10 protein-coding genes are annotated in these 13,695 nt (G+C 67.8%); 7 read left to right on the forward strand and 3 right to left on the reverse strand.

The genetic code is table 11. The annotated features are described in order from the left end of the window. Nucleotides 1-155: 155 nt before the first annotated feature. A complete protein-coding gene (locus tag ACIP5Y_RS45775; protein WP_400360099.1) occupies nucleotides 156-887 on the forward strand; it encodes a class I SAM-dependent methyltransferase in 732 nt (243 codons plus the stop codon). Here the strand turns inward: ACIP5Y_RS45775 and ACIP5Y_RS45780 are convergent. Next, nucleotides 884-1,486 (reverse strand): alpha/beta family hydrolase, encoded by a 603-nt coding sequence (locus ACIP5Y_RS45780; RefSeq protein WP_400360100.1) that lies wholly within the window; start codon nucleotides 1,484-1,486, stop codon nucleotides 884-886. The two genes, ACIP5Y_RS45775 and ACIP5Y_RS45780, sit on opposite strands and share 4 nt — an antisense overlap. A gap of 250 nt (nucleotides 1,487-1,736) precedes the next feature. Here ACIP5Y_RS45780 and ACIP5Y_RS45785 point away from each other — a divergent pair, with 250 nt between their 5' ends. Next, a complete protein-coding gene (locus tag ACIP5Y_RS45785; RefSeq protein WP_400360288.1) occupies nucleotides 1,737-3,563 on the forward strand; it encodes an acyl-CoA dehydrogenase in 1,827 nt (608 codons plus the stop codon). A gap of 87 nt (nucleotides 3,564-3,650) precedes the next feature. Here ACIP5Y_RS45785 and ACIP5Y_RS45790 read toward each other — a convergent pair whose 3' ends face one another. Beyond that, entirely contained in the window at nucleotides 3,651-4,745 is a 1,095-nt protein-coding gene (locus tag ACIP5Y_RS45790; protein WP_400360101.1) for a diguanylate cyclase, read from the reverse strand. Between the two features lie 190 nt (nucleotides 4,746-4,935). After that, nucleotides 4,936-6,627, reverse strand: coding sequence for a VanW family protein (locus ACIP5Y_RS45795; RefSeq protein WP_400360102.1), 1,692 nt, complete (start codon nucleotides 6,625-6,627; stop codon nucleotides 4,936-4,938). A 275-nt stretch (nucleotides 6,628-6,902) separates the two neighbouring features. Here ACIP5Y_RS45795 and gnd point away from each other — a divergent pair, with 275 nt between their 5' ends. The 5 genes from gnd to ACIP5Y_RS45820 all read left to right on the forward strand — a co-directional run bounded on the left by gnd (nucleotide 6,903) and on the right by ACIP5Y_RS45820 (nucleotide 13,418). Further along, nucleotides 6,903-7,931: a phosphogluconate dehydrogenase (NAD(+)-dependent, decarboxylating) gene (gene gnd, locus ACIP5Y_RS45800; RefSeq protein ID WP_400360103.1), complete on the forward strand. Its 1,029-nt coding sequence runs from the start codon at nucleotides 6,903-6,905 to the stop codon at nucleotides 7,929-7,931. Between the two features lie 101 nt (nucleotides 7,932-8,032). Then, nucleotides 8,033-9,202 carry a glycoside hydrolase family 3 N-terminal domain-containing protein gene (locus tag ACIP5Y_RS45805; protein WP_400360104.1) on the forward strand — a complete coding sequence of 390 codons (1,170 nt, stop codon included), beginning with the start codon at nucleotides 8,033-8,035 and terminating at the stop codon, nucleotides 9,200-9,202. A 108-nt stretch (nucleotides 9,203-9,310) separates the two neighbouring features. Beyond that, a complete protein-coding gene (locus ACIP5Y_RS45810) occupies nucleotides 9,311-9,910 on the forward strand; it encodes a TetR/AcrR family transcriptional regulator (RefSeq protein WP_400360105.1) in 600 nt (199 codons plus the stop codon). A gap of 111 nt (nucleotides 9,911-10,021) precedes the next feature. Beyond that, the gene (locus ACIP5Y_RS45815) at nucleotides 10,022-11,710 is read left to right on the forward strand and encodes a DUF5685 family protein (RefSeq protein ID WP_400360106.1); all 1,689 of its coding nucleotides are present in this window, start codon (nucleotides 10,022-10,024) and stop codon (nucleotides 11,708-11,710) included. Between the two features lie 61 nt (nucleotides 11,711-11,771). Continuing rightward, a complete protein-coding gene (locus tag ACIP5Y_RS45820; RefSeq protein ID WP_400360107.1) occupies nucleotides 11,772-13,418 on the forward strand; it encodes an FAD-dependent monooxygenase in 1,647 nt (548 codons plus the stop codon). The last annotated feature ends 277 nt before the right edge of the window (nucleotides 13,419-13,695 follow it).

The following is a 13,695-nucleotide window of genomic DNA, read 5'->3' on the forward strand; positions in this document are numbered from 1 at the left end:
GAACAAGTGTATCCCCACCCACACCACGCTCTATCGATCCCCAACCCGGGGGGCCTCGCCGGGCCAAGCCCCGAACCCCCCTCAAGGGCGGGCCACAACAGCGGGGGGTTTTCGCGCCCGTCCCTTTTCCGGGCCGGATCAATAGACTCTGCCGTATGGATGCCGAGGCTTGGGACGAGTACTACACCAGCACCGATCTGGTCTTCGGAGCACCGCCCAGCGACACCGTCGTCGAACTGGTATTCGGCCTCGAACGGCGAGTGCCGCTGGGCCCCTTCGCGGTTGGCGAGCCGCGGCCGGAGCTGCCACGCGTGCTCGATCTCGGTTGCGGAGAAGGCCGTAATGCGCTGTGGCTCGCCACCCACGGCTGGCAGGTGGACGCGGTCGACTTCTCACAGACCGGCATCGACAAGGGGCGCACCGTGGCCTCGCGGCTGTCGCGGTCGGTGCGCAGCCGGATCGATTGGCACCACGCCGAAGTCACCGAACTGGCTACGGCGGGGCTGAACGGTCCCTACGAGCTCGTGCTCATGGCCTTCCTGCACCTGGTTCCCGAGGATCGGAAAGCCTTGCTGCTGAAGGCGGTCGAGCTGTTGTCGCCCGAGGGGACGCTGATCGTGCTCGGCAACGACACCCTGAACATCACGGAAGGATATGGCGGCGAGACGAATCCGCTGCTCACCTTCACGCCGAATGACATCGTCACCGAGCTGGGCCCGGCCGGGGAAGAGATCCGCATCCGCATCGCGGACCGCATCCAGCGGCCCACCGAGGAGCGCGACGCCATCGACGCCCTGGTGGTCGCCACCAAACCGGCCCCGGCGGTACCCGAGCCGGACCCGCTCGCGCTGGAGATCCCGCAGCCGCCCGCGCTGGACTCGCTCTAGCTCGCCCACCGTTCCAGCCACGGCAGCACGGCCGCCACGATCTCGTCGAATCCGGCCCGGTAGGAATGCGCCTGCCCGGGGATCACCCGTACCTCGGCGGCGTCGGCGGCGTCCGGAATCCCGAACGGGTCGCGCGCGCCGTTGACCACCACCACCGGAATATCGCCCGCCGCCAGCAGCTCCTCGCGCCGCGATTTCTCCGGCTTCCCCGGCGGATGCAGCGGGAACGACAGCGCCAGCACCCCGCGCGCCCCGGCCTCCTGCGCGGTCCGGCACGCGACCCGCGCGCCATTGCTGCGCCCGCCCTGGATCAGCGGTACGCCCTTCACCTTCTTCCGCAGCGCGGCGATGATCTCCAGCCACGCCGCGTCCTGCACGTCGGCCTTGCCCGGCGCCCGGCGCCCGGCGACCCGGTACGGCTGGGTCACCAGCGCGACCGCGCCACCCAGCTGCACCGCCGAATCCCGTACCGCGAGAATATCTTTCGCATCCACCCCGCCCCCGGATCCGTGCGTCAGCACCAGCAGGAACGCGGGCTTCGCCTGCCCGGGCCTGTCGATCTCCACCTCCGCCGGACCGGCACTCGTCTCGATGCGCATACCCGCACGTTATATCGCTCTACCTGGGATTACGGGATCCCCTCGGGCTCAAGGGATCACCGGCGCGGCGGAACGCGCGTGCTTTCGATCACATTCGGCCCGGATCACCTTGGCGGGGTCACTACCGGTCGGTAACATGGCACGTAAGTTACCCGTCAGTAGCGCGGCTTTACAGTGTCTACCTGGTGGACCTAACGGGCGGGAACGGCGAAAACCGAACCGCACCCCTCAATGGAGAGTGAGTACGACCATGGGTCACTACAAGTCGAACGTTCGCGACCTCGAGTTCAATCTCTTCGAGGTCCTCGGCATTCAGCAGCTCCTGGACAGCGGCGCCTACGGCGACCTGGACAGCGAGACCGCCAAGGAGATGCTGAACGAGGTCCGGCGCCTGGCCGAGGGCCCGCTGGCCGACTCGTTCGTCGACGGTGACCGCAACCCGCCGACCTTCGACCCGGAGACCCACTCCGTCACCCTCCCCGAATCCTTCAAGAAGTCCTACCGCGCCCTCGAAGACGCCGGCTGGGCCAAGGTCGGCGTCCGCGAGGAGCTCGGCGGCCTCGGCGCCCCCAGCGCCCTCACCTGGGCGCTCGGCGAGATGATCCTCGGCGCCAACCCGCCGGCCCAGATGTACGCCGCCGGTGCGGGTTTCGCACAGGTCTTCTACAACAACGGCACCGATGAGCAGAAGCAGTGGGCTCAGATCATCGCCGACCGCAACTGGGGCGCCACCATGGTGCTGACCGAGCCCGACGCGGGCTCCGACGTCGGCGCCGGCCGCACCAAGGCGATCCAGCAGGAAGACGGCACCTGGCACATCGAGGGTGTGAAGCGCTTCATCACCTCGGGTGACTCCGACGACCTGTTCGAGAACATCATGCACCTGGTGCTGGCCCGCCCCGAGGGCGCCGGACCGGGCACCAAGGGCCTGTCGCTGTTCTACGTGCCGAAGTTCCACTTCGACTTCGACACCCAGACCCTGGGTGAGCGCAACGGCGTGTTCGTCACCAATGTCGAGCACAAGATGGGCATCAAGGTCTCGGCCACCTGTGAGGTCACCTTCGGCGGCCACGGCGTGCCCGCCAAGGGCTGGCTGGTCGGCGAGGTGCACAACGGCATCGCGCAGATGTTCGACGTCATCGAGAACGCTCGAATGATGGTGGGCACCAAGGCCATCGCCACCCTGTCGACCGGTTACCTGAACGCGCTCGAGTACGCCAAGACTCGTGTGCAGGGCGCCGACCTGACCCAGATGACCGATAAGGCCGCCCCGCGCGTCACCATCACCCACCACCCGGACGTGCGGCGTTCGCTGGCCATGCAGAAGGCGTACGCCGAGGGCCTGCGCGCCGTGTACCTGTACACCGCCGCGCACCAGAACGCCGATGTGGCCGAACTGGTTTCGGGCGCCGACAAGGACACCGCGTTCCGCGTCAACGATCTGTTGCTGCCGATCGTCAAGGGTGTCGGTTCCGAGCGCGCCTACCAGTACCTGACCGAATCGCTGCAGACCTTCGGTGGGTCGGGCTTCCTGCAGGACTACCCGATCGAGCAGTACATCCGCGACGCCAAGATCGACTCCCTCTACGAGGGCACCACCGCCATCCAGGCACAGGACTTCTTCTTCCGCAAGATCGCCCGCGACCGCGGCGTGGCCCTGGCCCACGTGGCCGGCCAGATCCAGCAGTTCATCGAGCGGGAGGCCGGCAACGGCCGCCTGAAGGCCGAGCGCAAGCTGCTCGCCACCGCCCTCGAGGACGTGCAGGGCATGGCCGCCACCCTGACCGGGCATCTGATGGGCGCCCAGCAGGACCCGAAGGAGCTCTACAAGGTCGGCCTGGGTTCGGTCCGCTTCCTGCTCGCCGTCGGCGACCTGATCATCGGCTGGCAGCTGCTGCACCACGCCGAAATCGCCATCAATGCCCTGGACAACGGCTCGAACGAGGCGTTCTACCACGGCAAGGTGGCCACCGCGCAGTTCTTCGCCCGCAACGTGCTCCCCGAGCTGACCTCGGTCCGCACCGTCCTGTCGAACCTCGACAACGACATCATGGAGCTGGACGAAGCCGCGTTCTGATGAAGGTGAGGGGCTTCGGCTCCTCGACCGGCACCACCGAATAGCGATGCGGCCCGGAGCGATCCGGGCCGCATCGTCGTTTCCGGATCAGTTCGTGCCCGGTTCGATACGCACTCCCGCATCACGTCGCTCCGAGACGGTGGCCGCCAGCACGACCGTGTTGCCGCCCAGCTGCTTCGCGCGGTACATGGCCGAATCCGAGTTGTGCAGCAACCGCTCCGGGCAGCGGTCACCGGAATCGCCTTCCGCGACAGCCACTCCGATGCTCGCGGTCACCGGGGTGCTGGACTGCGCGGCCGCCTCGATGGCGTGGCACAGTCTTTCCGCCTCGGCTATCGCCTCGTGCGTGGTCAGATGCGCGATCACGACGAATTCCTCACCGCCGCTGCGGGCCACGATGGCCCCGGGCGCGACCGACGAGCGCAGGCAGGCCGCGATCTCGACCAGCACCTGATCCCCGGCGGAATGCCCGTAGGTATCGTTCACCGCCTTGAACCGGTCGAGGTCGACGGTCATCACACAGATGGGTGTGCCGTCCTCGGAGCGGAACCAGCCCGACAGGTAGTAGTCCAGCCCGCGCCGATTCAGCAGTGTGGTCAGCGGATCCGAGAGCGCGTCGACTCGCAGCACCCAGTAGCAGAAGTGCAGCGCCGGCAGCACGACCACGGTCGCCGCCGCCATGGTCAGGATGATGGCGATCGCCAGCGCGATATCACCGTCGTGGTCGGCGACCATCAGGGCCGACAGCGCCAGCACCGACAGCAGCGACCACACCGCGTGCAGGGCCAGGATCCGCGGACCGTGGAAGAAGGTCAGATAGCCGCCGGTGACGACCAGCAGCATGACGCCCAGCGACCCGTACACCCGATCGCTGTCGAAGGTGGAACCCAGCAGGACCAGCACGTCCGCGACCGCCATCAGGATCAGCGATCTGCGCTCGTCCGGCCATGGCGCGGTCCACCAGTACAGCGCCCACAGTATTCCGGCGATCACATTGACCGCGTCGACGATCACTCCCACTCCGGTCGGCCCGGCCGTCGAAGCCCAGGTCAGCGCCGTGATGACGGCCATCACCGCACCGCCGGCGCCCACCACGTTCTTGATGATGCCGAGCGCCCAGCGCGCCTCCAAGGTCCGCACCAGCCATCGATAGTCGACCGGGTCGCGCCACCAGGCCCGCACGACCGCGCGCCTGTCACTTCCGATTCGACCACGACCAGCACTCGACAAAAGCGGATCCTCTTTCAGTCTTGCGAACTGCTCGAACATCCGGAACGGGGATTGCGGTGTGAAAGAACCCAGTGTAGGCATTTCACGGTTTCGGGCGAATGACATCTTTCGCCAGGGCAGACGAACTCACGCCCGGCCAGGCTCATTCACATCGGACGATGGGGATCGGGTCGTATTTCACGGTGCGGGTGTGGCGCGAAAGTTCCTTGCCGGTCCTCGCGTCCCGGATGACCCGGGTATCCGAGGTGGTGAAGCCGGGCGCGCCGCCGGAGGCGATGCAGTTCTTGCCCTTCGGCAGGGTCACCGTGTTCGGCTGGGTGGTCTTGCCGCGATCGCCGGTGATCGACTCGACCTCGACGGTTTTCGTACTCCACATCCGCACCGTGACCTCGGAATCGTCGGCCAGCGCCTGGATCACCACACCGTAGGGGGTGTTGTTCTTGAACTTCAGATCGATGGCGCCGTCGAAGACGGTGGCCTCGCGGGCCGCCGGATAGCGCGAGATGTAGTAGCTGTGCTCGGTGTGGCCCGCGTCCTCGAGACCCGCGAAGTAGGCGGCGTTGTAGAGCGTGGTCGCGAACTGGGAGATGCCGCCGCCGACCGCGACCGCGGGGCGGCCGTTGTTGATGATGCCGGATTCGACGTAACCCTGTTCGACACCGCGGGTGCCGGTGAAGTCGTTGAGCGAGAACGTTTCTCCGGGCCGCACCACCGCACCGTTCACCTTGCGCGCTACCGTGCGGATGTTCACGCCGGACGGACCGCTGAAGCCGCCGGTGGTGAAGGAGGCGATCGGCTCGGCCACGCCGAGCTTGTCCGCGTCCGCGGTGCTCAGCGCGGGCTGCCGCTGCTGGTACACAACGGCCTGGGCACGTTCACCGCGCGAAACCAGTACGGCCGGAAGGCCATCCAGCGTCTTGGTCCAGTCGATGGTGTCCCCGACCACCGCCGGCACCACGGTGGGACGGCCGCTGCTCAGGTCGAAACTCGCGTCGCGCGGTTCCACCTCGGTGCCGCGCAGCTGCGGTTCCAGCGCGGTGACCAAGGCCTCGGTGTTGTACGAAAGGGCAAGTCCGCCACGGCCGTCCGGGTGGAAGGACAGCGCGTTCGCGAGTTGCGCGGGGTCCAGGGTGGCGGCGCCGTCCTTGCCGGTGAAGGTGACCGGCGCGGCGACGGCGGGTTCCGCGAGCGTCCGCAGCGCGGTGTCCACCGCGTCGGCCCGCACCTGCGGCTGGGTCTCGACCACCGGTAGTTCGAGGGTCCCGCCCATGGCCCAGTTGTCCGCGAGGGCGGTCCGCGCCGGGACCGCGTCGAGTACCCGGCCGGGCGCCGGGCGCACCGCCACCGGGCGGGCGTCCTCGAAAACGACACCCCCCTCGACAGGTTCGTGGTCGTGAGCGCTCAGCGTCCGCAGTTGCCGTTCCATGGCGGCGTCGTCGATGGTGGTGGCGGGTGCGACGTTCCGGGTGCCGGTGAACGACCGGAGCCGGGTGAAGGGGTTCACGGGCTGTCCGCCGACGCGGTCCCAGGTGCCGTCCCAGTCCACGGCGAGTCCGGCGTCACGGGCCACCACCTGTTCCGTGGCGTCACCGATGCGCACCGCGAACGGTTGCGTGACACGCCGGCCGAGCGCGGATTCCAGCCGGGCCCGGGCCGCTGTCCGATCCAGGCCACCGATATCGATGCCCGCGACCTGCACGCCACGCGCGATCTGCCCGGATGTCAAGGACAGATCCACCGCGTACGCCACCCCTCCGGCGGCAATCAGCACACCGGCAGCGATTGCGGTGCGACGGGCGGTCGCGGATCTCATCAAATGCATGCGCGAGGTCACGGGGCCACGATAGTGGCCGATATCGAAACCTTCTCAATGCGGAGCAATCACGAGGCTACCCACAAGTGATCGCCGTATTCGGAGACGAAAGAAGCTCCGTGCGGTTGCCGGGTCGGGGGTCTGGCAACAGCACGGAGCCACTCTCTTTATCGAGGACGATCACCGGGCGTTACACACTTGTGCCATCGGACCGGAAGAATTTTCCCGGACACTCGACTGGGACAATCGAGGCAGCTCGGAACCACCGGAGCGCAGGACGACCCGAGGAGACGGATATGCAGCTCGGAATGATCGGACTCGGCCGGATGGGCGCCAATATCGTGCGCCGCATCGTCAAGGACGGGCACACCGCGGTCGGCTATGAACGGGGTTCCGCGCACATCGACCAGTTGGCCGGCGAACTCGGCGACAGCTTCCAGGGCAGTACCGATCTGACCAAGTTCGTGGCCATGCTCGAGACGCCCCGTGTCGCCTGGGTGATGATCCCGGCCGGCGCCACCGGCGCGGTCATCGATCAGCTCGCCGAGTTGCTGGAACCGGGCGACATCATCATCGACGGCGGTAACAGCCGCTATCACGAGGACATCAAACGGTCGGCGGCCTTGCGGCCCAAGGGCATTCACTATGTGGACATCGGCACCTCGGGTGGCGTGTTCGGTCTGCAGCGCGGTTTCTGTCTGATGGTCGGCGGCGAGAACGAGACGGTGGCGCATCTGGAGCCGCTTTTGAAGTCCATCGCGCCCGGCGTGGAGGCCGCGCCGCGTACGCCCGGTCGCACCGGGGAACCGTCCACGGCCGAGCAGGGCTATCTGCACTGCGGTCCGGCGGGTGCGGGTCACTTCGTGAAGATGGTGCACAACGGCATCGAGTACGGCGCCATGGCCGCCTATGCCGAGGGCATGAACATCCTGCACAAGGCGAATGTCGGCAACGAGACCGACACCGAGCACTCCGCCGAGGTGACGCCGCTGGAGCATCCCGAGTACTACCGCTACGACATCGACATTCCCGAGGTCACCGAGGTGTGGCGGCGTGGTTCGGTGGTGGCGTCCTGGCTGCTCGATCTCACCGCCGCCGAGTTGTACGGGGATCCGAATCTGGATTCGTTCGGCGGCCGGGTGTCCGATTCGGGTGAGGGCCGCTGGACGCTGGACGCGGCGATCGACGAGGGTGTGCCCGCGCCCGTGTTGTCGGCGGCCCTGTTCCAGCGGTTCTCCTCGCGCGGTGAATCGTTGTACGCGGACAAGGTGCTGTCGGCCATGCGGCAGGCGTTCGGCGGCCATCACGAGCTACCCGCACAGTGAGGGACGCGAATTACCTTGGCGTAAGCGGCAAATCGCCCAGGTAGGGGTGCGAGGCCGGTGTCGTTGTGGGCTGCACCGGCCGCGCCCGCTACGGTCGATTCATGCGCCTTGCTCCGGGGATCGTCCTCGCCATGACCGCCGTAGTGCTGACCGCTTGCTCGGGCAGCGGCAGCGGGCCGTCGAAAGATTCGGCCTCGAGCACCACGCAGGCGGGTACCAGCAGCACCGTGGCGCCGTCGACGACCGTTCCGGGACCACAGGATTGCGCGGCCGGCTATCTGGCGCAGTTCACGCTGCGGCAGAAGCTGGCGCAGTTGCTCACGGTGGGTGTCACCGGGGAGGACGATGCCGAGAACGCGGTGAAGACCGAGCAGGTCGGCGGCATCTTCATCGGCAGCTGGACCGATAAGTCCATGCTGGCCCAGCATCTGGTCGACAAGGTCAAGGCCGCTTCCCGCACGCCGCTCATGGTCACCACCGACGAGGAGGGCGGCCGGGTCTCGCGGACGAAGGATCTGATCGGGGTGGCGCCCGCGGCGCGCGTGGTGGCGCAGACCATGACCCCGGACGAGTTCTACCAGTTCAGCCTGGACCGGGGTAAGAAGCTGAAGGCCCTGGGCGTGACCGTGGACTTCGCGCCGGATGTGGATGTGAGCAGCCAGGCGGATGACGATGTGATCGGCGACCGGTCCTTCTCGGACGATCCGAATGTGGTGGTGCAGTACGCGGGCGCGTTCATCCGGGCGATGAACGATGCCGGGGTCGGCACGGTCATGAAGCATTTCCCCGGTCACGGTTCCGGTTCCGGCGACTCGCATACCGGTGTGGTGCACACGCCGCCGCTGGATCAGCTGCAGGACAAGGATCTGGTGCCGTTCCGGCAGTTGATCGGCCAGGGGTCGGCGGTCATGGTCGGGCATCTGGATGTGCCGGGGCTCACCACGCCGAATGTGCCGGCGAGCATCAGCCCGGAGGCGATGAAACTGCTGCGGAATGGCACCGGTTACAACGCGGCACCCTTCGACGGTGTGATCTTCACCGATGATCTGAGCGGTATGAAGGCCATCACCAGCCGCCTGGATATCGAGGATGCGGTGGAAGCTGCCCTGGTCGCGGGCGCGGACAATGCCCTGTGGATCACCACCAACGACCTGTCGAAGGTGCTCGATCAGCTCGAGCAGGCGGTCAAGAGTGGCCACCTACCGGAAAGCCAAGTGGATGCTTCGGTGCTGCGCATGGCAAAGTTGAAAGGTTCCGCGCCGCACTGCTGAGCTACGAGTCCCAGCTCAGCACACACTTGGCGAATCACCGGCAATTCACGATCGCGGAACTTACCTTGGAGTAAGATAGGGACTTCGAACATGTCCCTAGGAGAGTGAATGGCTGGCGGAACGAAACGGCTTCCTCGCGCGGTGCGCGAGCAGCAGATGCTCGACGCCGCCGTGGAGGTCTTCTCCCGCAAGGGCTATCACGACACCTCGATGGATGCCATCGCGGCGGAGGCGAAGATCTCCAAGCCGATGCTGTACCTGTACTACGGCTCCAAGGACGAGCTGTTCCGGGCCTGCATCCACCGGGAGAGCATGCGGTTCATCGAGGCGGTCGCGGTGGCGGGCAATCCCAAGCTGACCCCGCACGAGCAATTGCGCGCGGGCCTGGAGGCGTTCCTGTCCTACGTCGACCAGAACCGCCTGTCCTGGCAGGTGCTCTACCGGCAGGCGCTCAGCCAGCAGCCCTTCGCCTCGGAAATCTCCAACAGCCGCGACCGGGTCATCGAACTCACCGCGAAGCTGCTGGAATCGAGCGCCAAGTACGCCGGGCCGGGCACCAATTTCGAAGTGGTTTCGGTGGCGGTGATCGGCGCCGGCGAGGCCATCGCCGACCGGGTCGCCAGCGGCCAGGTCGATATGTCCCAGGCCGTGGACCTGCTCGACGACCTCGCCTGGCGCGGTCTGGCCGGCCGCAAGAAAGAGGCGTAGCCCCGAATCACCCGGCTTGCCATCCCGGCTCTGTAATGCCACAGTCCAGACGGATCGCATTGCAGGAGCGGCTGTTCGATTCGGCCGGGGATGGGGATATCGGTGTTCGGGTTGCTGAAACCTTGCGCGCGCGGCGCGGCGAAGTACGGATTGACGGCAACCGACTGGCAGACCCATATGTGCGGCCTCTGCCTCGGTCTGCGCGACACCCACGGCCAATTGGCCCGCGCCGCAACCAATACCGACGCCATCCTCCTCGAAGTACTCACCGAGGCGCAGCAGCCCGCCCCCGCCGCCCGCGTGACGGCGGGCCCCTGCCCCCTCCGCGGCATGCGCCGCGCCCCGGTCGTCACCGCGACGGCCCCCGGCATCCAACTGGCCGCCACCGCCTCACTCCTGTTGGGCGCGGCCAAGATCCGCGACCACATCGACGACAGCGACACCCGCCCCCTCACCCGCCGCCCCCTCGGCCGCACCTCCGACAGCTGGCGCGCCAAGGCCCGCGCCGCCGCGGCCCCCCTCGGCCTCGACATCGAACCCCTCATCGCCGCAATCGAATCCCAGGCCGACCTGGAACGCGCCGTCGCCGCCGGCATACAACCGACGCGCATCGGCGGATCCGCGCCGAGTACGGAAATCCCCCTGGACAGTGCGGAATCCGATCGAGCCCCAGACGATCGCACCGACGAGACTCCGGCGCTGACCGACGCGGCCGCCGAGACTCCGGCTCTCCGGGACGGGGTCACCAAGACTTCGGCACCGCATCACGAGGGTGCCGCGACCTCGGCGCTCCTCGATGCGCTGACCGGGCCGACGCAGCTGTGCGCGGCGGAACTGTTCGCGCACACCGCGATTCTGGCCGGGCGCCCCGAGAACGCCGACGCGCTCCGCGAGGCGGGCCGCCACTTCGGCCGCATCGCACATCTGGCCGACGCCATCGAAGACCTCCACGACGACCGCGCCCACGGCCGCTTCAACCCTTTGCTCGCCACCGGCGCCACCACCGAGCAGGCGCATGCGCTACTGCGCGAATCGAATTCACTGCTGCGCGCCGCACTGACCCGGGTCGCCCTGGACCGGGCGGCGACCATCCGCTGGCTGCTCCTCGACCCGCTCGCCGGCGTGGTCCGCCGCCTCGGCCGCGTCGCGGGCCTCGCCCACACCTGCACCGCGCGCGCGTGCGGCACACATCCCACAACGACCGCGCACACGGTCACCGACCTCGTGGAAACCCGGCCCGGCGTCTTCGAAAGCGGCATCGCCACACCGGCCACGCGGCACGTGCCGGCCGAGCGCGGATCGGTCCGGGCCGCGCCGGCCACGCCGGAGATGCCATTGAATCGCGGATCCGGTTGGCGCGCAAACGATCCATGGCTACCGGCAACAGCACGGCACAGCGCTCCGCCGCCGCAAGGCCCCGGACCGTACTATCCGCAGCAACCGGGTCCCGGACCGCAGTTCCAGCCGCCGTGGCCGCCGGGTGGCGAGCCGTATCCGCCGCAGCCCTATGACGTGCCCGGGTATCAGCCCGGGCCGCCGCCGCCACCCGAGCGGCCCAGTCTGCTCGGGGGTCTGGGGATCATCTGCACGCAGTACTGCACCGGATATGCGTGCTGCGCCACGCATACTCGGCCGTGCAGCGGGGATCGCAAGGAGGGCTGGGTCCAGCGCTGCGATGATTGCGATCCGGGATGTGGGGATTGCTGCGATTGCTGTAACTGCTGCAGCGGATGTTCCGACAACTGCGATTGCGGTGGATGTGATTGCGACTGCTGCGGTTGCTGCGACTGCAGTTGCTGATACCAGTGGGGTGTCACCGCAATGCAAGGGGTGTGCAAGGGGGCGCGCACAAGCTGGGCGCATGAAATCCGAAGCGCGTGTTCCCGTTCTGATTGTCGGCGGTGGCCTGGTGGGGCTCTCGACTGCGTTGTTCCTCGAATATCAGGACATCCCTTATGTTCTCGTCGAGCGGCGGGTCACGCGTTCGGCGCTGCCCCGGGCGCGGGGGATGCATACTCGGGCCGCGGAGATGTTCCGGCAGGTCGGCCTCCAGGGTCGGATCCAGGAGGTCGCGGCGACCGTGTTGAAGAGCGGGCAGTTCGGCGGCGCCTGCCGGGGCCGTTCGGTGCGCGAGGCCGCGGCGCTCCATATCGCCGTGCAGCCCGCTGCGGCCGGAAAGCCCGGCGGGCCGATGGGTTTCACCAATGATCCGAGTCCGGCGAATTTCGTTTTCGTGCCGCAGGTACTGCTGGAGCCGGTCCTCGAAGCGGCCGCCCGGGAGCGTGGCGGCGAGCTGCGGTTCGGAACCGAACTGGTGCAGTTCGATTCGGACGACGACGGTGTCACCGCCACGCTGCGCGATCAGGAGGGCCGCGTCTCGACCCTGCGCGCCGATTACGTGGTCGCGGCGGACGGGGCGGGCAGCCCGATCCGGCAGGCGCTCGGCATCACCGGGTGGGAGGTGGCGCCGACCCGCTACTACATCAATGTGTTCGCTCGCGTCGATCTGACCGAACTGCTCGGCGGTCGCAGTTTCAGTCAGTGCGACATTGCCGGCGACGAGGTCCGCGGCGTGGTGCTGTCGAAGAACAACACCGACGAATGGTCCTTCCACATCGAATACGATCCGGCCCGCGAAACTCTCGCCGATTACCCGCCGGAGCGTTGTGTGGCGGCCGTGCGCGAAATGGTCGGCGATCCCGATATCGCCGTCGCGGTGCTGGCGCAGAGTGCCTGGGACACCGGTTCTTTCGTGGCCGACGAGTACCGGCGCGGCCGGGTCTTCCTGGCCGGCGATGCGGCGCACCGGCATATGCCGTGGGGCGGCTTCGGCGGTAATTCCGGAGTGGCCGACGCCCACAATCTGGTGTGGAAGCTGGCCATGGTGCTGCGCGGTGAGGCCGGTCCCGCCCTGCTGGATTCCTATACGGCCGAACGCCGTCCGTGTGCGGTGGTCGGGGCGGAGCAGTCGGCGCTGGGCGACGACTTCCTCACCCGCTACGGCGTGCAAACCTCCTACAACGCCGACCTGCTGGCCCGCAGACTGGACACGGCGGCCGTGATGAGCCGCTACCGCTACGCCTCGACCGCCGTGCTCGGCGAACCCGCGACCGCTCCCCGCGTCCCCGAACTGCGCGGCCAGACCGGAACCCGCGTCCCGCACTGGTGGATCGACCCCGCGGAGACCACCTCCACCCTCGACCTGTGCGGCCCGGGTTTCGCGCTGCTGGTCTCGGGATCGGCCGACGAATGGCGGGCAGCCGCCGGAAAAGCCGGCCGCGACACCGGCATCGAGATCGCCGTCCACGCCCTCCCGGCCGGCGATTGCACCGAGCACCTGGACCTCCCCGACGGCGGCGCACTCCTGCTCCGCCCGGACATGCACGTGGCGGCCCGCTCCGACGAGGGCCTCACCCCCGCCTGGCTCGACGAATCCCTCCGCCTACTGGCCGATTCCGCCAATGCGCCCTCGCCAGCATGGTTCGCGGCCGGCTCGATTCTGGACTGAGTGGAGCGGGGGAGCGAAGCGGAGGGCAGAAAACACAGAGCCGCGCCTCGATTCGGTGCCGGATGTCGAAACCCCTGCGTGGCGACATACGGTGGTGAATCGGTGCGCGGCTCTCGTCCCGCCCCGGTGGGGCCGAAGCTGCCGACACTACCTGTCTGAGTCGGTCTGGCGCAGTGGTTCGATGACCACCGCGGATGTTCGGTCCCGGGTCTCGGATGGTGTCCTGGAAACTGCATCCGGCGCTGGATGCTGGACTGCCATGTGTGCATGCACAATA

The organism is Nocardia sp. NPDC088792 (assembly GCF_044750615.1).
In the GTDB taxonomy this organism is placed as follows: domain Bacteria; phylum Actinomycetota; class Actinomycetes; order Mycobacteriales; family Mycobacteriaceae; genus Nocardia.

Coding starts and splice junctions, on each gene's coding strand:
- ACIP5Y_RS45780 (WP_400360100.1), bottom strand. CDS start 1,486: ATGCGCATCGAGACGAGTGCCGGTCCGGCGGAGGTGGAGATCGACAGG.
- ACIP5Y_RS45820 (WP_400360107.1), top strand. CDS start 11,772: ATGAAATCCGAAGCGCGTGTTCCCGTTCTGATTGTCGGCGGTGGCCTG.
- ACIP5Y_RS45785 (WP_400360288.1), top strand. CDS start 1,737: ATGGGTCACTACAAGTCGAACGTTCGCGACCTCGAGTTCAATCTCTTC.
- ACIP5Y_RS45805 (WP_400360104.1), top strand. CDS start 8,033: ATGCGCCTTGCTCCGGGGATCGTCCTCGCCATGACCGCCGTAGTGCTG.
- ACIP5Y_RS45810 (WP_400360105.1), top strand. CDS start 9,311: ATGGCTGGCGGAACGAAACGGCTTCCTCGCGCGGTGCGCGAGCAGCAG.
- gnd (WP_400360103.1), top strand. CDS start 6,903: ATGCAGCTCGGAATGATCGGACTCGGCCGGATGGGCGCCAATATCGTG.
- ACIP5Y_RS45775 (WP_400360099.1), top strand. CDS start 156: ATGGATGCCGAGGCTTGGGACGAGTACTACACCAGCACCGATCTGGTC.